Genomic DNA, 17,907 nt, shown 5'->3' on the forward strand with positions numbered 1-17,907 from the left:
TGACCGGGAGGAATACATGACGGTCGAACCCGACTGGATCGCGGTCGATTGGGGGACGAGCCATGCCCGCGCCTGGGCCATGTCCGGTGAGGCCGTACTGGCCGAAGGCGCGCCGGGCCCCGGTATGGGAACGCTCTCGCCCGACGGTTTCGCGCCGGCGCTCGCGCGGATGATCGACGGCTGGCGCATCACGCCCGAGATTCCGGTCGTCGCCTGCGGCATGGTGGGTGCCAAACAGGGATGGCACGATGCGGGGTACCGCACGGTGCCTGCCACCCCCCTTCCCGACCGCCTTGCCCGCGTCCCGGCCGACATCGCGCTCCATATCGTGCCGGGGCTGAGCCAGACCGCTCCTGCGGATGTCATGCGCGGGGAGGAGACGCAGATCGCCGGGTTCCTCGCGCTCAACCCCGATTTCGATGGGGCGATCTGCCTGCCCGGAAGCCATTCCAAGTGGGTGCAGATCAGCGCCGGTGAGGTCGTGTCGTTCCGCACCATGATGACGGGCGAGCTCTTCGCCGCGCTCTCGCGCGAGACGATCCTGCGTCATTCCGTGGGCGAGGGCTGGGACGATGCGGCCTTCGCCGAGGCGGTCTCCGAGACGCTCAGCCGACCCGAGGCCCTCGCAGCCAGGCTTTTCTCGATCCGTGCGGAAGGACTCTTGGCCGGGCTTTCACCCGGTGCCGCGCAGGCGCGTCTGTCAGGATTGCTCATCGGTGCGGAACTCGCCGCGGCAAAACCCTATTGGCTCGGGATGCCGGTCGCCCTGATCGGGGCCGCGACGCTCGCGGGACGCTACGCCACGGCGCTCGAGATGCAGGGCCTGCAGGTCGTACGCACCCGAGGAGAAGCGTTGACGCTTCGCGGCCTCACCGCAGCACTCGGATCGACAAAAGGAAATACCGCATGAGCCGCCCGCTGATCGCCATTCTGCGCGGGATCGATCCCGAGGCTGCCCGGTCCGTCGGGCAGGCCCTGATCGATGCCGGGATCGACCGGATCGAGGTGCCGCTCAACTCCCCCGATCCGCTTTCGTCCATCCGCATCCTGGCCGAAGCCTTCGGTGATCGCGCCGAGATCGGGGCAGGCACGGTACTGACCACCTCGCAGGTCGACGAGGTTCGCGAGGCAGGCGGCCGGATGATCGTCTCTCCCTGCTTCGATGCCTCCGTCGTCGCGCGTACCATCGGGCAGGGAATGGCAAGCTATCCCGGCGTGCTGACCCCGTCGGAATGTTTCGCGGCGGTCCTCGCCGGGGCGACGGGGATCAAGGTCTTTCCCGCGTTCCAGATGGGCCCCGAGGGCCTCAGGGCGCTGCGCGCTGTGCTGCCGCCCGAAACGCGGGTCTACATGGTGGGCGGGGTCGGCCCCGGCAACTTCGCCGACTGGCTCGCCGCAGGGGCCACGGGCTTCGGCATCGGAAGTGCGCTCTACCGTCCGGGTGACGGGCCCGAAACGGTCGGTGCGCGCGCAAGGGAAATGGTCGCAGCCTACGACGCCGCGGCGTAAGGAGGTCGATCATGTTCAAGACGGAAGAGCCCCAAGTTCACGAGAATACCCGCTGCCTGCTCGGCGAGGGCGGTCTCTGGCATCCCGAACGGCAGCAATTCTTCTGGTGCGATATCCTGTCGAAGCGTGTCCTGTCCCATGTCGATGGGCGTCTGAGGGCCTGGGAGTTTTCGGGCCATGTCTCCACGCTCGGATGGATCGACCGCGACCATCTGCTCGTTGCGGGGGCCGGTGCGCTGGTGAAGCTCAACGTCGAGACGAATGCGCGCGAGACGATCACGCCTCTCGAAGACGACAAGCCCGGGAACCGGCCGAATGACGGTCGCGCGGATCCCGAAGGCGGCTTCTGGGTCTCGACCATGAGCCTGCGCAAGGAAACGGGAGCGGGCGCGCTTTACCGCTATCATCGTGGTGAGGTCCGTCAGCTCAAGGCCGGAATGTCGATCCCGAACACGATCTGTTTCACGCCCGATGGATCGCACGCATTCTTCACCGACACGCCGACGCGGATGATCATGCAGTGGAAACTCGGTCCCGATGGCTGGCCCGAGGGCAAGCCCGAGACCTGGCTCAATTTGCGCGGGACCGATTATTTCCCCGACGGCGCGATCTGCGACAGCGCGGGCAACCTCTGGTCCGCGCAATGGGGGGCGGGACGCGTTGCCTGCTATTCGCCGCAGGCCGAGTTCCTGCAAGAGATCGCATTGCCCGGAAAGCTCACCACCTGCCCCGCGCTCGGCGGCCCGGACCTCGATACGCTCCACGTCACGACCGCGGCCGTGGGGCTCGACGAGCCGACCATCGCCACCGAGGACGGACATGGCCGGACCTTCACGGTCGCGACAGACGCGAAAGGCCAGGCGGAGCATCGCGTGAACGCCTGAGCCTGGGGGCACACGATCGGGATCCGACGACCTCGGGCCCGCGTTGAACGCCCGGTGCCGAAAGTGCCACTGCCCCATTCCCGAACACGTACTGGATCGTTCATGTCACTCGAAAGCTTCGGACATCTGTCGGACGGACGTGAAGTCCACCGCGTCACCCTGTCGAACGGAACGCTCAGCGTGAGCCTGCTGACGCTCGGCGCGATCATTCAGGACGTCCGTCTCGATGGCGTGGATTTTCCCTTGACCCTCGGTGGCCGGACCGCGCGCGATTATGACGGCACCATGGCGCATTTCGGTGCGATCATGGGACCTGTCGCCAATCGCATCCGCGACGCGCGGGCCGAGATCGACGGAGAGACCTTGAGCTTCGATCCCAACCAGGACGGACAGCATACGCGGCATGGCGGCAAGGCCGCCTTCCATCGCAAGATCTGGCGCATCACCGATCGCGACGACGACTCGGTGACCTTCACGCTCGATGTTGAGGATGGCGAAGGCGGTTTCCCGGGCAAGCGCCGGATCGAAGCACGTTACGCGATCGAGGGCTCATCGCTCATTGTCGAACTGCGCGGGGCGACGGACAAGCCGACGCTCATGAACCTCGCATGCCACGGATACTGGACGATGCAGCCCCCCGGCGATTGGAGCGGTCAGCACCTGCGCATTGCCGCCGATCGCTACCTGCCCACGACGGACGACAACTTGCCCACGGGCGAGATCGCGGATGTCGCCGGCACGCCGTACGATTTCCGCGAGGGGGTCACCCTCGACACCAGGACCGCGCCGAAGCTCGACAACAATTTCTGTCTCGCCGAGGAAGATCGCGAAATGACGTCCGTCGCCACCCTCACCGGACCCACGGGTCTGACCCTAGAAGTATCGACGACGGCTCCGGGGCTTCAGCTTTTCGGCATGGGCAGCTTCTCGGTCGAGGAGGACACGATCCATGGTGCGCCCTATCCGAAATTCGCGGGCCTCGCCTTCGAGCCGCAACACTGGCCAGATGCGCCGACCCATCCCGCCTTTCCGTCCATCGTGCTGAGGCCCGGCGACGTCTACGAGCAGCTGTCCCGATACGAATTCACACGCGCGGCGGGCTGACCCACCGCGCGCCGATTTCACGACGCGAAGAGACGCCGCAGCTTGTCGGTGGCGCGCTCGATCCCCTCGCCATAGCCCACAGGCTCGAACAGGGTGCCGTTCTCGTCGAAGAGGAGGACGGCGGAGGAATGATCCATCGTGTAACCACCACCGTCCAGCTCGACCTTGCGTGCGTAGATGCGGAAATCGTCGATCGCCTCCTGCACGGCTTCGGGCGATCCGGTCACTCCAGTGACGCCCGGCGCCCACGAGACGTAGTCCCGCATCGCTTCCTGGGTGTCGCGCTCCGGGTCGACCGTGACGAAGAACGCCTGCAGGTCATGCCCCTCTTCCTCCATGACCTCCTGCCATTTCGCCACGTCGGCGATCGTCGTGGGGCAGATGTCGGGGCAATAGGTAAAGCCGAAGAACACGGCCGACGGCGTGCCCTTGAGGCTTTCCTCGGTGAAGGCGGTCCCGTCGCTCGTGACGAGTTCGTAGTCACCCTTGCCGATCGTGTCGGCGACGGCGCTGCTGCCCTGATCGCGCCCCATGGTCGTCCAGACAAGCCCGAGCACCGCGATCGCGACGAGGCCCCAGAGCACGAAGATGACGGGTTTGAGTTTCGAGCCGGTCAATGCATCTCTCCATGATCCATGCCGCCAGCGGCATCCGCGATGGCGAGCGGAATTTCGACATCGCCCGCGCGCTCGAAGCTGAGCGTGATCTGCGCCACCTCGCCCGCCACGAGCGGTGCCTCGAGATCGACGAACATCACGTGATAGCCTCCGGGCCTGAGCTCGACCGTCTCGCCGGCAGGGATCGCGATACCCTCGACCGGGCGCATGCGGGCGACGTCGCCCTCCATCACCATCTCGTGGATCTCGGCACGCGCCGACAGGGTCGAACTGACTGAAAGAAGCCGGTCGTCAGTGTCACCGGTATTGGTGATCGTCATGTAGCCGCCGCCGACCGGCGCGCCCGGAGGCGTCGCGCGCGAGAAGGCACCGCTGATCGACAGATCGCCCGCCTCCACTGCGGTCGCGCCGTGGTCCATCGCATGCTCTTCGCCATGCGAGCTGGCGAGCACGACCGATGTGCCTTGCGCCGCAGAGGCAAAAGCGGCGGGCGCAAACAGCGACAGGAACGTCGCGGCGAGAACAGGTCTTGCCAGGTTCATATCTAAATCCTCTCGTGAGGGACCGGCTTCGGGCCGGTAATTTTCCGAAGGTCGTTTCCGCGGATGCGGTGCCGAAATACTCGTTTATCGGGAATTCAGGCGCGGATCGGCGGGGCCCGCGCATGCGTGCCGTCCGGCCGCGAGAGAGGCCCCGCGACCAGATCGCCCGTGATCCGCACGACGCCCTGTGGCAGGACCGTGACGCGAAGCTCTCCGCTCCGCATGCGAGGCGGATCGGGCAGCAGGTTGCAGAACGGGCAGCGATGCGTCGCTCCGTCCTCCGAGGTAAGGCAGAGATCCGCGCTTCCCAAGCTTGCCGCCGAGGCAGCACGGGCAAGGACGTCGCGATCGGGTGCGACCTGCGCGATCGCCACCACTCCAGCCGCCACGAGCAGGAGCGCGGCGAGCGTCAGGGACAGGCGATGCAGGAGACGCGCGATCATGGCCGGGACAATGCCCGAAAGCGTCGCCCCCGAAAAGGGTCGTCTGGTCGCGGTTCGCGCTTGATGCGTCCGCGCGAAGATCGGACGATCGTGAAGACCAAGGAGAATATGATAGAATGAGAGTGATCGGCTGGTCCGGCCCGCGAAACCTTTCGACAGCGATGATGTACGCCTTCGGGGCGCGTCCCGATTGCGCGGTAAGCGACGAACCCTTCTATGCCGCATATCTCGCCGCGACCGGCGTCGAGCATCCGATGGGCGACGCGGTGCTCGGTGCCCAGCCGACCGATCCCGCGCGCGTGGCGCGGGAATGCTCAGGGCAGGCCCCGGGCGGGCGGACGTACTGGTACCAGAAGCATATGTGTCAGCACATGCTCGACGACTTTCCGCTCGACTGGGCCGAGGGGGCGCGACATGTCTTCCTGATCCGGCATCCCGCACGCGTCGTCGCGAGCTACGCGCAAAAACGCGGCCTGCCGACGCTCGATGATTTGGGATACGTGCGGCAGGCGGCGCTGCATGCGCGCTTCGGCGGTCCGGTGGTCGACAGCACGACGATCCGCGCGGATCCGGCTGCCGCCCTCGGCGCCCTGTGTGATGCGATCGACATGCCCTTCGATCCCGCGATGCTCACATGGCCCGCAGGCGGGCATCCCTCGGACGGGATCTGGGCCGCGCATTGGTACGACGCGGTCCATCGCAGTACCGGTTTCGCCGAACCCGAGGGGCCGCTGCCGGTACTGGACGGGTCCGCCGGGCAACTGGTGGCCGACGCGATGCCTTATTACGAGGCCCTACTCTCCGTGGCGCTCCGCTAGAGGTCGAAGGTCATCAGGACCGGCGCATGGTCCGAAGGCTTCTCCCAGCCGCGGACATGGCGCAGGACCCGTGCCGAATGGGCCGCCCCTGCGATATCGGGCGTGGCCCAGATATGGTCGAGCCTGCGGCCCTTGTCGGCCGTGTCCCAGTCGGGCGAACGATAGGACCACCACGAATAGAGCTGCCCCTCGGGAATATCCTGCCGCACGACGTCCACCCAGGCTCCGGCTTCCTGCGTCTCGCCCAGCTGGGCGACCTCGACCGGAGTGTGCGACACGACTTTCAGAAGCTGTTTGTGCGACCAGACGTCGTCTTCGCGCGGGGCAATGTTCAAATCACCCACCAGGATCGAACGTTCCGGGCGGGTTGCGCGGAAATCGTCGCGCATCTCGGTCAAGTAATCGAGCTTCTGCCCGAACTTCACGTTCACCTCGCGGTCGGGAACGTCGCCGCCCGCGGGCACGTAATGGTTATGGATCACGATGCCATTTTCCAGCCGCGCGGCCACATGGCGCGCATGGCCCAGCGAGGCGTGATCGAAAGCCCCCACTTCCTCGATCGGACGTTTCGACAGGATCGCGACGCCGTTGTAGCCCTTCTGACCCCGCGCGACGATATGGGGGTAACCGTCGGCCTCGAACGAGGGAATCTTGTCGACCGGGGATTTGCACTCCTGCAGACAAAGGATGTCGGGCCCCTCTGCGGCCAGGAAATCCGAGACGAGCCCCGCGCGAAGGCGCACGGAATTGATGTTCCAGGTGGCGATGGTGAAGGGCATGGTCAGGGCTCCGCGCGGAATTTCGGTCCACGCGCTCCTAGCGCATACTATCCGGCGGCGACACCCTGCCCCGGAAAACCGCATATCACCCGTCTGTCGGTGAATAAGATCAACAGGTCAGCACATCGTCGCGTGAGTGCCTGCCGATGGGAACCCGGGGTTGAGCCAAGACAAATGTCACGTTTTTCGCCAAATACCACACAAAGGCGATCATCGACGGCTCGTCTGCCGGTACTGAGGATGGATGACAGCACACAAGGAACCAAGGCTCCGCGGAGAATAAAGAACCGGGCGGATCGATCGATCCGCCCGGTTCCCGAAGTCCGTCAGTGTGCGAGGCGATAACCGCCCTGCTCGGTCACCAGGATGCGCGCGTTCGAGGGATCGGGCTCGATCTTCTGGCGGAGCCGGTAGATATGCGTTTCGAGCGTGTGGGTCGTGACACCCGCATTGTATCCCCAGACCTCGTGCAGAAGGACGTCGCGCGCCACGACACCATCCGTCGCCCGGTAAAGGAACTTGAGGATGTTAGTCTCCTTCTCGGTCAGGCGGATTTTCTTGTCCGCCTCGTCGACCAGCATCTTCTGGGCCGGCCGGAACGAATACGGCCCGAGCGAGAAGACCGCATCCTCAGACTGCTCGTGCTGACGCAGCTGCGCCCGGATCCGAGCGAGCAGCACCGGGAACTTGAACGGCTTGGTGATGTAGTCGTTGGCACCTGCATCGAGGCCGAGGATGGTGTCCGCATCGCTGTCCTGACCGGTCAGCATGACGATGGGGCATTTGACGTTCTGCTTGCGCATGAGCTTGCACAGCTCGCGCCCGTCAGTATCGGGAAGGCCCACGTCGAGGATCACGAGGTCATAGAGCCCTTCCTTCGCCTTCTCCATCGCGCCCGCGCCGTTCTCGGCCTCGAAGACGTCGAAATCCTCGGTCAGGACCAGCTGCTCGCTCAGCGCCTCGCGCAGATCGTCATCGTCGTCGACCAGAAGGATTTTCTTGAGATTGCTCATCTTTCGCTCCAATTCCACTTGAGAACGAAGTGGGTCGCGGGTTCGTGAGCCTCAAGGTTTGCAACATGCCGCTCACGCGCACGTGTCGGGAGGGCACCTAATGTTTCACTTTTTCCGGGCCGGGGCCTAAGGGAGGCATATGAATTCCGACGATCCCTTCGCCCCGACGCTTTCCGAACGCCTCTCCCGCGCGACCGCCGATCTGCGGATAGGCCTGCCCATCGCGATCGCCGGTGATCGGGACTGCCTTCTCGTCATCGCCGCCGCCCGCGGTAGCGATGCACGGCTCGGAGCGATGGTGTCGGCCGGCGGGTCCGAACTGGTGCTCACGCAGTGGCGCGCCCAAACGCTCAAGATCCGCGTCTACGACGAGGATCTCGTGCGCCTTCCCCTCGATCCGGAGACCCCGGCGGGACGCATCCGCGCCCTCGCCGATCCGAAGGACGATCTGTCGAACCCTATGATGGGCCCCTTCTCTCCGTCACGGGGTGGCGACGTGGGGCCCGAGCGCGCGGCGATCAAACTGGTCCGTCGGGCACAGATCCTGCCGGCGATCGTCGCGGTCCGGGTGGCGCGGCCGCCTGCCGGTGTGCTCACGCTCACCCCCGAGGACGTCGCCGCCTCGATCCCGCTGAGCCTTGCCGAGACCGTCTCGGCCAGCCTGCCGATCTCCGCCTCGGCCAAGACCCGGCTGCATGTCATGCGCACGAATTCGAGCGATGAGGAGCATTACGCCGTCGAGATCGGCAATCCCGACCGCACCCGGCCCCTTCTGACGCGCGTCCATTCCGCATGCTTCACCGGCGACGTGCTTGGGTCGCTGAAATGCGATTGCGGGCCGCAGCTCGACGCGGCACTCGGTCAGATGGCCGCGACCGGCGGCGGCGTATTGCTCTATCTCAATCAGGAGGGCCGTGGCATCGGTCTCGCCAACAAGATGCGAGCCTACGCGCTGCAGGATCAGGGTTTCGACACGGTGGAGGCCAACCATCGCCTTGGCTTCGAGGATGACGAGCGCGATTTCCGGATCGGCGCGACGATCCTGAAGCAGATGCGGATCGGTCGCGTGCGGCTTCTTACCAACAATCCCCGGAAGGTCGCGATGCTGTCCGAGAACGGGATCGAGGTCATCGAACGCGTCCCCCTCTGGGTGGGCGAGACCGCCTTCAACCGTGACTATCTCCGCATCAAGACGGAACGATCCGGCCACATGAAATGAGGCCTGCCGATCTGGTCCTCACACCGCGCGGGCTGCGCATCGCCGGGCGATACCTGCCCTGCACGATCGGTCGCGGCGGCATCGCAACCGACAAGCGCGAGGGCGACGGGGCGACGCCGCGCGGGGTCCACCGGATCGTGGGGCTGCTCTACCGCGCCGATCGCATGGCGCGCCCTGCCCCCTGGGCCCGCGCCATCGGGCCGCGCGATCTCTGGTCCGACGATCCGGACGCGCCCGACTACAATCACAACGTCCTCGCCCCCTATCCCCGTTCGCACGAACGGCTTTGCCGGGCAGATCGGCTCTACGATCTCGTGCTGATCACCGACTGGAACTGGCCGCATGCCGTGCCGGGCCGTGGCTCGGCAATCTTCATACATCGCTGGCGTGCGCGCGGATTTCCAACTGCCGGATGTGTGGCGCTGTCGCCCGAACACCTGTTCTGGCTTGCCGGCCGTGTTTCCCTCGGCACGCGGCTGATCGTGCGCTAGTCGTAATCGCGCGCCCCGAAAATTGCCGAGCCCACCCGCACATGCGTGGCTCCGGCAGCGATCGCCGCTTCGAAATCCGCGCTCATCCCCATGGAAAGACCGTCGAGCCCGTTCCGGTCCGCCATCGCAGCAAGCGTCTCGAAATGGGCGGAGGGATCGTCGTCGACCGGCGGAATGCACATGAGGCCCCTGATCGGCAGATCGAGCCCCCGGCATTCGGTTACGAAATCGTCCAGCGCGTCGCACGCGATCCCCGCCTTCTGATCCTCGTTACCGATATCGACCTGGATGAACAGATCCGGGCAGCGCCCCATCTCCTGGGCGAGCCGCGCGATCGTCCGGGCAAGCTTTGGCCGGTCGAGCGTGTGGATCACGTCGAACAGCTCCATCGCCGCGCGCGCCTTGTTGGTCTGGAGAGCCCCGATGAGATGCAGCTCCACCCCGGCGAATCGCTCGGCGAAGCCCGGCCACTTGCCTTGCGCCTCCTGAACGCGATTCTCTCCGAAGACGCGGTGACCTTCGTTCAGCACTGCCTCGACCCGTGCATCGGGCTGGACCTTGCTCACCGCGATGAGCGTGACGTCTTCGCGCGCGCGCCCCGCCTTTCGGGTGGCGTCGTCGATGCGGGTTTCGATCTCGGATAGCGACATGATGCGGTCCCTCCTCTGCCCCTCTTGGCCATGACGGGGCGCAAAAGAAAAGGGCGGGTCCGAAGACCCGCCCGATTCTCGATCCTGATCCGAATGGGATCAGAAGTTCATGCGGATACCGAGCGAGAAGTTGTCGGTGTCTTCGAAGCCGCCGATGTTGTCGTACTCGCTGCGAGCCCAGCCACCCTGAAGGTTGGCACCGCCGCCGAGGTCGTAGTTGGCGATGAGGCCGAGACCCTGCACGTCGCCCTGGTCGGTTTCGAAGATGCCGTAGTTGGCGGCAACTTTGAAGCCGGCGATGTCATAGCCGAGCGCCAGACCGTAATGGTTGTCGAGCATGGCGTTGTTCGGCTGACCGACGAACTCGTTCTGGATCGGGCTGGTGGGGTCCTGCTGGACCGTGCCGACGACGAGCGGAGCGTTGTCGTAGGTCGAGTAGTTGAAGATCACCTGGAGACCGAAGCCCAGGATCGTGTCGAGGCTGAGACCCGTGACATTGGTGTCGCCGGCCTGCTGGTAGCCGAGGCCCGCACCGAAGTCGTTGCCGGCAAAGGTTCCTGCATAACGAACACCGACGGCAAGAACGTTGTCGTCCTCGATCTCGTCGAGCGAGTCGCCGAAGTCGAAGTCGGCATCGGAATCCGAGTCACGGTCATCGTCGATCTCGGCCGAAACGGCCACCGAGAAGTCGCCGAAGGAATAGTCGTAGCGAGCGACCTGACCGTCGTAGGTGCCGTCGAGGCCGGAGTTGCCGTTGTAGCCGGCATGCTCGTGAACGTCGTCGATCGTGCCGCCGATGATCGCTTCCTGCATGACGAAGTCGAGCGCACCGTCGGTGTCGCCCATGGTCAGCGTGCCGAAGGCGCTCGAAACGAAGATCGCGGTGTCGCTGCCGCCGTCGGTGGTGACGAAAGCACCGCCGTCGCCCTGCGTGGAGTCGAGATCGACGAACGCACCGAAGGTGAGGCCGTTATCGGTCGTGCCCGACATGGAGAAACGGACGTCGATGTCGCTGTGGAACTGCGTATCGCGGTCGCTGCCGTCGGTCTCTTCACCGCCGATGATACCCATTTCGGCCCAACCCGACAGGTCGACGTCGGCCATCGCGAAGGTGGTGGACGCAACCAGCGCGGTGGTCGCCATAAGAATGTTCTTCATGCTTTCCCTCATGATCTCTGTTCCGGCCCCAAAAGGTAAAGCGCCTCATGGGTACAGGCCGTGGAGTGCGCTTTTACGACCATCGTTTCAAGAAATCCCGGCGCGGCCCCGAGGTTTGCGAAGCCAGATGGTGCAAGGGTGCCACACTGGTTGCGGCCCGATCAGGGCCCGGAAAGCAATGAAAAAAGGCCGCCCCCTAATAGGAGACGGCCCGTCGTTCGAACCCCGCTGACGCGGAGAGCGGATTACTCTTCCGAGCCGCGAACGATGCTTTCGATCTCGCCGCAGGTATCCGCCGCGTCCGAAGACGACGCGGTCAGCGTGATGCCCGCGACCTGTGCCATGGTCAGGGTGTCGATGACGTTCGTGTCGATTTCGCAATCGCGCAGCGCACGATAGACCTGACCCGTCAGCATGCTCATATCGGAGCCCTGCTGGGCCATTGCGGCCGGGGCGGTCACACCACCGAGCGTTGCGGTCGCGGCGATAACGGTAAGGAAACGCTTCATAATGGATGGTCCTTTTCTCTGTAGACCCACGACAGATAGACCGGGGGAACGCTTTGGCAAATCGTGTCGCAAAGACGATCTCCGAAAGGTTGCCCCCCCGTCTACAGAGCTTTCTTGCCCGGATGGGACCACTGCGCTAGGGATGCGGCAATCGCGATCAGGGCAGAGCGGGTGGACATGCGTATCACGACCACAATCCGGGCGGGCGGCCTTCTGACGGCGCTGGCAATCCTCGCCGCCTGCGGCGAGAACGAATCGCGCGCCTTGCCCGAGCCGACCGAACGCTCGACCATCTGGGATCTCTTCAGGTCCGAAGATCCGAACGTCACGATCGCCGTTAACAAGTATATCTGGACCGCCGCGCAACAGGTGCTGGACTTCATGCCTGTCGAGACGGCAGATCCGTTTTCCGGCGTGATCGTCTACGGCTACGGCCGTCCGCCGGGCGGCGGCCCCGCCTATCGTGCCACGGTCTACGTGCAGGATCCCGCGCTCGACGCCCGTTCGCTCAACGTCGCGCTCGCGACGCAATCGGGTCCCGCCAGCGCCGACACGATCCGCGCCATCGAGGACGCGATCCTGACCCGTGCACGGCAATTGCGGCTGAGCGACGCGCGTCTCTAGCGTTCCGTCAGCGCGCGTATCCATTCGAACTGCACAGGCAGGGCAACCCGCTTGAGATCGTAGTTCCCCACGACATGCGCCCTGGCGGCACGGCCGAGCCTTTCTCGCAGGTCCGGATCGTCCAGCAGATCGCATGTCCGGGACACGAGCGCCCCGGTGTCGAAGAAATCGACCGTCAGTCCCGTCTCGTCATTGTTCAGGACCTCTCGCACGGGCGGCGTGTCGCTCGCCACGATCGCCGCGCCCGATGCCATCGCCTCGAGCAGGGACCAGCTCAGAACGAACGGATACGTAAGGTACAAATGCACGCGCGCCACCTGAAGCGCCCGCGTGAAGTCCTCGCGCGGCAGGCGCCCGAGGAAATGCACGCGCGCCCAGTCGGCATCCGGAATATCCGGGCGGACCTCGCGGGTCATCGCCTCGCGCCAGGTACCGCCCCCGTCGGGGCCCGTGCCATAACTCACGCCGTCCTCGCCCACGATCAGCACCTGTGCACGGGGCCTTCGCCGCAGCAGTTCGGGCAGCGCGCGCATGAAGACGTGGAAACCGCGATAGGGCTCAAGGTTACGGTTGACGAATGTCACGACCTCGTCCGCACGGCTCCAGCTTCCGTGACTCTCGACCGTCAGGCGCACCCCGGGATCGGGACGGATCGCATCGGTGTCGATGCCGTCATGGATCACGTCGATCCGCTCGCGCAGGCACGGCGGATGCGCGTCCGCCTGCCAGCGCGTCGGGCTGATCCCGCGATCGGCCGCCTCCAGCTGGAGCCGGAGCGGCAGGTTCTTCATGTCGACGCGATGCGCCCGCCCGATCTCCGCGCCTTTGCGGAACTCCGGGTCGAAGTCGATATCGGCACCCTCGGCCCGATAGAAGAATTCCGAGAACACACCGATCCGCGCATCGGGCCAGACATCCCTGAGAAACAGCGCCTCGCCCCAGCCCGAATGGGCCACGATGGCGTCGGGCCTGAGGCCCTTCTCGCGCAACGAAAGGCAGGCACGGTGAACCGCCGCCCCGCGATCGACCGCCCGGTTCATCGCCCCGAGCCATGGATGCAGCCGCGCATCGGCGGGCGGCTCGTACCGATACGAAAGGATCCGCACCCCCCGCCAGGTCCGCGCCTCAGAAAAGCGGGAGGCGAGCGCCGCGACGCGGTGGCCCTTCGCGGCAAGCGCGGGGGCGAGATGGGCGAACTGGCCCGGAAAGTTCTGGTGGATGAACAGGAATTCCATCTCGGGCTCCGTCTTCGGCGGGCATTCCGGCCCGTCATACCGCAATTTCCGCGCGGGATAAGGCCGAACCGGGGCCTTGGCGCTGGACCCCCCGGACGCGCGGCCATATCACTCGGGGGAAAATTCCAAGATCGCGAAAGCCATCCATGCCCCGCTACGACGCATCGAAATCCGAACCTTTCTGGCAGGACGCCTGGGCCCGCGCGGGAACGTTCACCGCCCGCCGCGACGAGACCAAGCCGAAATACTACGTGCTCGAGATGTTTCCCTACCCTTCGGGCGCGCTGCATATCGGGCATGTCCGCAACTATTCGATGGGGGACGTCGTCGCGCGCTACAAGATCGCGACCGGCCATGCCGTGCTGCACCCGATGGGCTGGGACGCGTTCGGCCTGCCCGCCGAGAACGCGGCGCAGGAACGGCGCGTCCATCCCGGCGACTGGACCTACGAGAACATCGCCAGCATGAAGGCGCAATTCGCGCGGCTCGGCCTCTCGCTCGACTGGAGCCGGGAGTTCGCGACCTGCGATCCCGACTATTACGGCCAGCAGCAGGCGATGTTCATCGACTTTCTCGAGAAGGGCCTCGCCTATCGCAAGAACGCGGTGGTGAACTGGGATCCGGTCGACATGACCGTGCTCGCCAACGAGCAGGTCGAGGACGGGCGCGGCTGGCGGTCCGGCGCATTGGTCGAGCGGCGCGAACTTACGCAGTGGTTCTTCCGCATCTCGGATTATTCCGATGAGCTTCTCTCGGCGCTCGACCGGCTCGACAACTGGCCGGACAAGGTCAAGACGATGCAGGCGAACTGGATCGGCAAGTCGCGCGGTCTGCAATTCGCCTTCTCGGTGATCGACCCGCCCGAAGGTCACGACCGCGTCGAGGTCTACACGACCCGTCCCGACACGCTCATGGGAGCGAGCTTCGTCGGCATCTCTCCCGATCATCCGCTGGCCCGGTCGCTCGAGCGCGACAACGCCGATCTTGCCGCGTTCAACGCCGAATGCCGTCGCATGGGCACGGCCGAGGAAGAGCTCGAAAAGGCCGAGAAACGCGGCTTCGACACCGGCCTCAAGGTCCGCCATCCGTTCGACACGTCATGGGAGCTTCCCGTCTACGTCGCCAATTTCATCCTGATGGGTTACGGCACCGGCGCGATCTTCGGCTGCCCCGCCCACGATGCACGCGACCTCGAATTCGCCCGCAAGTACGATCTGCCCGTCGCCTCGGTCTTCCGCCCCGAAACGGGCGAACACGTCCTGCCCGAGGAGGGCGGTGCCGCCTGCGTGCCCCCGAAATCCGAGGAAGTCATCTATCTCCGCGGCTTCGCCGGCGACGAGGTGCAGACCGGCGACGCCGCGATCGAATCCGCCATCGCCTTCTGCGAGACGAACGGCGTCGGCCATGGCGTGACCAAGTTCCGCCTGCGCGATTGGGGCCTGTCGCGGCAACGCTATTGGGGCTGCCCGATCCCGGTCGTCCATTGCGAGACCTGCGGCACCGTGCCCGAAAAGAAGGAGAACCTGCCGGTCAAGCTGCCGCAGGACGTGAATTTCGACATACCGGGCAACCCGCTCGACCGGCACCCGACCTGGCGCGACGTGCCCTGTCCCGCATGCGGCGCACCCGCAAAGCGCGAGACCGACACGATGGACACCTTCGTCGATTCGTCGTGGTACTTCGCGCGCTTCACCTCGCCCCATGCCTCGACGCCGACCGATCCGGAGGAAGTCGCCTACTGGATGAACGTCGACCAGTATATCGGCGGTGTGGAACACGCGATCCTGCACCTGCTCTATTCGCGCTTCTACGCACGCGCGATGCAGGTCTGTGGCCACCTTCCCGAAAGCGCGGCCGAGCCGTTCGACGCGCTGTTCACCCAAGGCATGGTCACGCACGAGATCTACCAGACCGCGACCCCCGAAGGCCGCACCGAATACCACTTCCCCGGAGACGTGGAGATCCGCGACGGCGTCGCCACGCTCAAGTCCGACGGACGTCCCGTGACGGTCGTCCCCTCTGCCAAGATGTCGAAATCCAAGCGCAACGTCGTCGATCCGGTCGAGATCATCGACCGCTACGGGGCCGATACGGCGCGCTGGTTCGTTCTTTCCGATAGTCCGCCGGAGCGTGACGTGGAATGGACCGCAGCAGGGGCCGAGGCCGCCTCCAAGCATCTCGCCCGTGTCTGGCGCATCGCCGAAGGCGCGCGCGAGGCCCCCGAAACCGGGCGCGGCGACGAGGAGTTGCTGCGCGAGATGCACAAGGCGATCCACGACGTCACGATCGGCATCGAAAGTTTCGGCTTCAACACGTCCGTCGCGCGCCTCTATGCCTTTGCCAACGCGCTTTCGAAATCCGAGGCCGGCCGTCACGCGCAGGTCGCGGCTGCGCGTGTCATGGCGCAGCTCATGGCCCCGATGACCCCGCATCTGAGCGAGGAGATCTGGCACCTTCTGGGTGGAGAGGGCCTTGTGGCCGAGGCGTCCTGGCCCGTGGCCGATCCCGCCATGCTGGTCGAGGACGAGGTCACGATGCCCATTCAGATCAACGGCAAGCGCCGGGCAGAGATCCGGGTGCCCGCCGATCTCGACAAGGAGGCAGTCGAAGAGCGCGCCCTCGCGACCGAGGCCGTGCAGAAGGCGCTTGGCGGTGCGAGCCCCAAGAAGGTCATCGTCGTGCCCGGCCGGATCGTCAATGTCGTGGTCTGACACCGCACGCACGTGCCGCGGGGTGCCGGCCAAGGTCCGGGGCCTCGCCGGTCTCCTCGCCGCGGCGGCCCTTCTGGCCGCCTGCGGTTTCACCCCGGTCTACGGGCCGGAGGGGGCCGCCCGCGGGCTTCCGGGCGATATCGCCATCGCCACGCCGCGCGACGTGGCGGGCTATCTCCTCGTGGAGGAGCTCGAACGCCGCCTCGGACGCGCGGGGCCAAGTCCCGCCTATGACCTCACCGCCGATATCGATCTGGACGAGACCGGTCTCGGCATCACGGCGGATCAGGAAACGACGCGGATCCGCCTCGTGGGAGAGCTCGATTACGCGCTGAGCGAGACCGGAACGGGCCGCGTGGTCAAGCGGGGATCGGTGCGGAACTTCACCTCCTATTCCGCGCCCGTCTTCAGCATCGCGCGCAATTCCGTCGCGGGCAACGCCGTGTCGGTGCAGGCCGCCGAGGAGGACGCCATCGCCCGCCTCATGGTGATCCTGGCCGATCAGCTCGCCGCGGAACTGCTCGCGACGGCACCCGATTGGCGGGCCTCGCCGTGAAGCTCGCCAGATCGGATGCCGCCGCCTGGATCGCGAAGCCACCCGAGGATCGCCCCGGCACCCTGCTTTATGGCGAGGACGCGATGCGCGTGGCGCTCAAGCGACAGGACCTTGTCCGTGCGCTCATCGGCCCCAAGGGCGACGAGGAGATGCGCCTCGAACGGATCTCGCCCTCCGATCTGACGGCCGAGAAAGGCGCTCTTGTCGATGCGATCAAGGCGCAGGGGTTCTTTCCGGGTCCGCGCGCCATCCTCGTTGAGGACGCGACGAACAGCCACGCGAAACCGATCCTCGATGCCCTCGGGGAATGGAGACCGGGCGATGCGCATATCGTCGTGACGGCCCGCGCGCTGAAGCCTGCCTCGCAGCTCAGGAAAGGGTTCGAGGGACATCGCGCCGCCGCATCCATAGGCATCTACGACGAACCGATGGACGCGTCGGAGATCCGTGCCGCGCTCGAACGGGCCGGTCTCTCGGGCCTCGACCGCGATGCGGAGGGCGTGCTCCGTGGCTTTGCGGCGACGCTCGACCCCGGCGATTTCCGCCAGCTTCTCGAGAAGATCGCGCTCTACAAGTCGGGCGACGAGACACCCCTCACCGAAGCCGAGATCGCCCTCTGCGCGCCGGCCTCGACCGAGGCCGAGACTGACGAGATCGTGGCCCTTGTGGCCGACGGGCATGCCGACCGGATCGGTCCGATCATGAATCGCCTCTGGGCGCAGGGCGCGCAGCCCGTCGCCCTCTGCATCGCGGCCGAACGACATTTCCGCACCCTTCTAAGCGCAGCGGCCGACCCCGGTGGCCCCGGCACCGGCGTCGGCAAGCTGCGCCCGCCGGTCTACGGGCCGCGCCGCGATGCGATCCTGCGGCAGGCCCAGCGCTGGGGCGTGCTGAGGCTCGAACAGGCGATGCGCCTGCTGACCGAGACCGATCTCACCCTCAGATCGAGCGCGCGCGCGCCGCATATGGCGGTCCTCGAACGCGCCTTCATTCGGCTCGCGATGATGGGCGGACGCTGAGGCGGGGGAACGAATGGAACCTCCGG

Annotated in this window: 20 protein-coding genes; 11 read left to right on the top strand and 9 right to left on the bottom strand. The window is 65.8% G+C overall.

The features are described 5' to 3' along the window. Window positions 1–16: 16 nt before the first annotated feature. The 4 genes from RVY76_RS10770 (at window position 17) to RVY76_RS10785 (ending at window position 3,497) form a co-directional block, all read left to right on the top strand. Entirely contained in the window at window positions 17–910 is an 894-nt protein-coding gene (locus RVY76_RS10770) for a 2-dehydro-3-deoxygalactonokinase (RefSeq protein ID WP_317373976.1), read from the top strand. Continuing rightward, a complete protein-coding gene (locus RVY76_RS10775) occupies window positions 907–1,509 on the top strand; it encodes a 2-dehydro-3-deoxy-6-phosphogalactonate aldolase (RefSeq protein WP_317373977.1) in 603 nt (200 codons plus the stop codon). The genes RVY76_RS10770 and RVY76_RS10775 overlap by 4 nt, the downstream gene beginning before the upstream one ends. 11 nt (window positions 1,510–1,520) lie before the next feature. Further along, the gene (locus tag RVY76_RS10780) at window positions 1,521–2,393 is read left to right on the top strand and encodes an SMP-30/gluconolactonase/LRE family protein (RefSeq protein WP_317373978.1); all 873 of its coding nucleotides are present in this window, start codon (window positions 1,521–1,523) and stop codon (window positions 2,391–2,393) included. Between the two features lie 102 nt (window positions 2,394–2,495). Further along, entirely contained in the window at window positions 2,496–3,497 is a 1,002-nt protein-coding gene (locus RVY76_RS10785) for an aldose epimerase family protein (protein ID WP_317373979.1), read from the top strand. Between the two features lie 17 nt (window positions 3,498–3,514). On the opposite strand, the gene RVY76_RS10790 is transcribed toward RVY76_RS10785, so the two are convergent. From RVY76_RS10790 to RVY76_RS10800, 3 genes are all read right to left on the bottom strand, one after another. Then, the gene (locus RVY76_RS10790) at window positions 3,515–4,114 is read right to left on the bottom strand and encodes an SCO family protein (protein WP_317373981.1); all 600 of its coding nucleotides are present in this window, start codon (window positions 4,112–4,114) and stop codon (window positions 3,515–3,517) included. Further along, entirely contained in the window at window positions 4,111–4,656 is a 546-nt protein-coding gene (locus RVY76_RS10795; RefSeq protein ID WP_317373983.1) for a copper chaperone PCu(A)C, read from the bottom strand. Before RVY76_RS10795 ends, RVY76_RS10790 begins: the two co-directional genes overlap by 4 nt. Window positions 4,657–4,751: 95 nt before the next feature. Next, window positions 4,752–5,099 (bottom strand): hypothetical protein, encoded by a 348-nt coding sequence (locus RVY76_RS10800; protein WP_317373984.1) that lies wholly within the window; start codon window positions 5,097–5,099, stop codon window positions 4,752–4,754. 116 nt (window positions 5,100–5,215) lie between these two features. Here RVY76_RS10800 and RVY76_RS10805 point away from each other — a divergent pair, with 116 nt between their 5' ends. After that, window positions 5,216–5,917 (top strand): HAD family hydrolase, encoded by a 702-nt coding sequence (locus RVY76_RS10805; protein ID WP_317373986.1) that lies wholly within the window; start codon window positions 5,216–5,218, stop codon window positions 5,915–5,917. On the opposite strand, the gene RVY76_RS10810 is transcribed toward RVY76_RS10805, so the two are convergent. Both RVY76_RS10810 and RVY76_RS10815 read right to left on the bottom strand, forming a co-directional pair. Beyond that, on the bottom strand, window positions 5,914–6,696 hold the full coding sequence (locus tag RVY76_RS10810) for an exodeoxyribonuclease III (RefSeq protein ID WP_317373987.1): 783 nt from the start codon (window positions 6,694–6,696) through the stop codon (window positions 5,914–5,916). The two genes, RVY76_RS10805 and RVY76_RS10810, sit on opposite strands and share 4 nt — an antisense overlap. 326 nt (window positions 6,697–7,022) lie before the next feature. Beyond that, on the bottom strand, window positions 7,023–7,709 hold the full coding sequence (locus RVY76_RS10815) for a response regulator transcription factor (protein WP_317373988.1): 687 nt from the start codon (window positions 7,707–7,709) through the stop codon (window positions 7,023–7,025). Window positions 7,710–7,848: 139 nt separating this feature from the next. Between RVY76_RS10815 and ribA the strand changes: the two genes are divergently transcribed. Then, a complete protein-coding gene (gene ribA / locus RVY76_RS10820; RefSeq protein WP_317373990.1) occupies window positions 7,849–8,928 on the top strand; it encodes a GTP cyclohydrolase II in 1,080 nt (359 codons plus the stop codon). Then, a complete protein-coding gene (locus RVY76_RS10825) occupies window positions 8,925–9,419 on the top strand; it encodes a L,D-transpeptidase (RefSeq protein WP_317373991.1) in 495 nt (164 codons plus the stop codon). The genes ribA and RVY76_RS10825 overlap by 4 nt, the downstream gene beginning before the upstream one ends. Here RVY76_RS10825 and RVY76_RS10830 read toward each other — a convergent pair. The 3 genes from RVY76_RS10830 to RVY76_RS10840 all read right to left on the bottom strand — a co-directional run bounded on the left by RVY76_RS10830 (window position 9,416) and on the right by RVY76_RS10840 (window position 11,736). Then, the gene (locus RVY76_RS10830) at window positions 9,416–10,069 is read right to left on the bottom strand and encodes a YggS family pyridoxal phosphate-dependent enzyme (protein ID WP_317373993.1); all 654 of its coding nucleotides are present in this window, start codon (window positions 10,067–10,069) and stop codon (window positions 9,416–9,418) included. The genes RVY76_RS10825 and RVY76_RS10830 overlap by 4 nt on opposite strands. Window positions 10,070–10,168: 99 nt before the next feature. Then, window positions 10,169–11,227 (bottom strand): porin, encoded by a 1,059-nt coding sequence (locus RVY76_RS10835; RefSeq protein ID WP_317373994.1) that lies wholly within the window; start codon window positions 11,225–11,227, stop codon window positions 10,169–10,171. 245 nt (window positions 11,228–11,472) lie between these two features. Next, window positions 11,473–11,736, bottom strand: coding sequence for a hypothetical protein (locus tag RVY76_RS10840; RefSeq protein ID WP_317373995.1), 264 nt, complete (start codon window positions 11,734–11,736; stop codon window positions 11,473–11,475). A 177-nt stretch (window positions 11,737–11,913) separates the two neighbouring features. On the opposite strand from RVY76_RS10840, the gene RVY76_RS10845 reads away from it, so the two are divergent. Then, complete coding sequence (locus RVY76_RS10845; RefSeq protein ID WP_317373996.1) at window positions 11,914–12,360, top strand: DUF3576 domain-containing protein; 447 nt, start codon at window positions 11,914–11,916, stop codon at window positions 12,358–12,360. On the opposite strand, the gene RVY76_RS10850 is transcribed toward RVY76_RS10845, so the two are convergent. Further along, window positions 12,357–13,595, bottom strand: a complete 1,239-nt coding sequence (locus RVY76_RS10850; RefSeq protein ID WP_317373997.1) for a glycosyltransferase — start codon at window positions 13,593–13,595, stop codon at window positions 12,357–12,359. The two genes, RVY76_RS10845 and RVY76_RS10850, sit on opposite strands and share 4 nt — an antisense overlap. Before the next feature lie 146 nt (window positions 13,596–13,741). Between RVY76_RS10850 and leuS the strand changes: the two genes are divergently transcribed. From leuS to holA, 3 genes are read left to right on the top strand one after another with little or no spacing between them, the layout of a single operon-like run. Continuing rightward, on the top strand, window positions 13,742–16,306 hold the full coding sequence (gene leuS, locus RVY76_RS10855; protein WP_317373998.1) for a leucine--tRNA ligase: 2,565 nt from the start codon (window positions 13,742–13,744) through the stop codon (window positions 16,304–16,306). After that, complete coding sequence (lptE, locus tag RVY76_RS10860) at window positions 16,293–16,862, top strand: LPS assembly lipoprotein LptE (protein ID WP_317373999.1); 570 nt, start codon at window positions 16,293–16,295, stop codon at window positions 16,860–16,862. Before leuS ends, lptE begins: the two co-directional genes overlap by 14 nt. Continuing rightward, a complete protein-coding gene (gene holA, locus RVY76_RS10865; protein ID WP_317374000.1) occupies window positions 16,859–17,881 on the top strand; it encodes a DNA polymerase III subunit delta in 1,023 nt (340 codons plus the stop codon). The genes lptE and holA overlap by 4 nt, the downstream gene beginning before the upstream one ends. The last annotated feature ends 26 nt before the right edge of the window (window positions 17,882–17,907 follow it).

The organism is Palleronia sp. LCG004 (assembly GCF_032931615.1).
Classification (GTDB): Bacteria; Pseudomonadota; Alphaproteobacteria; order Rhodobacterales; family Rhodobacteraceae; genus Palleronia.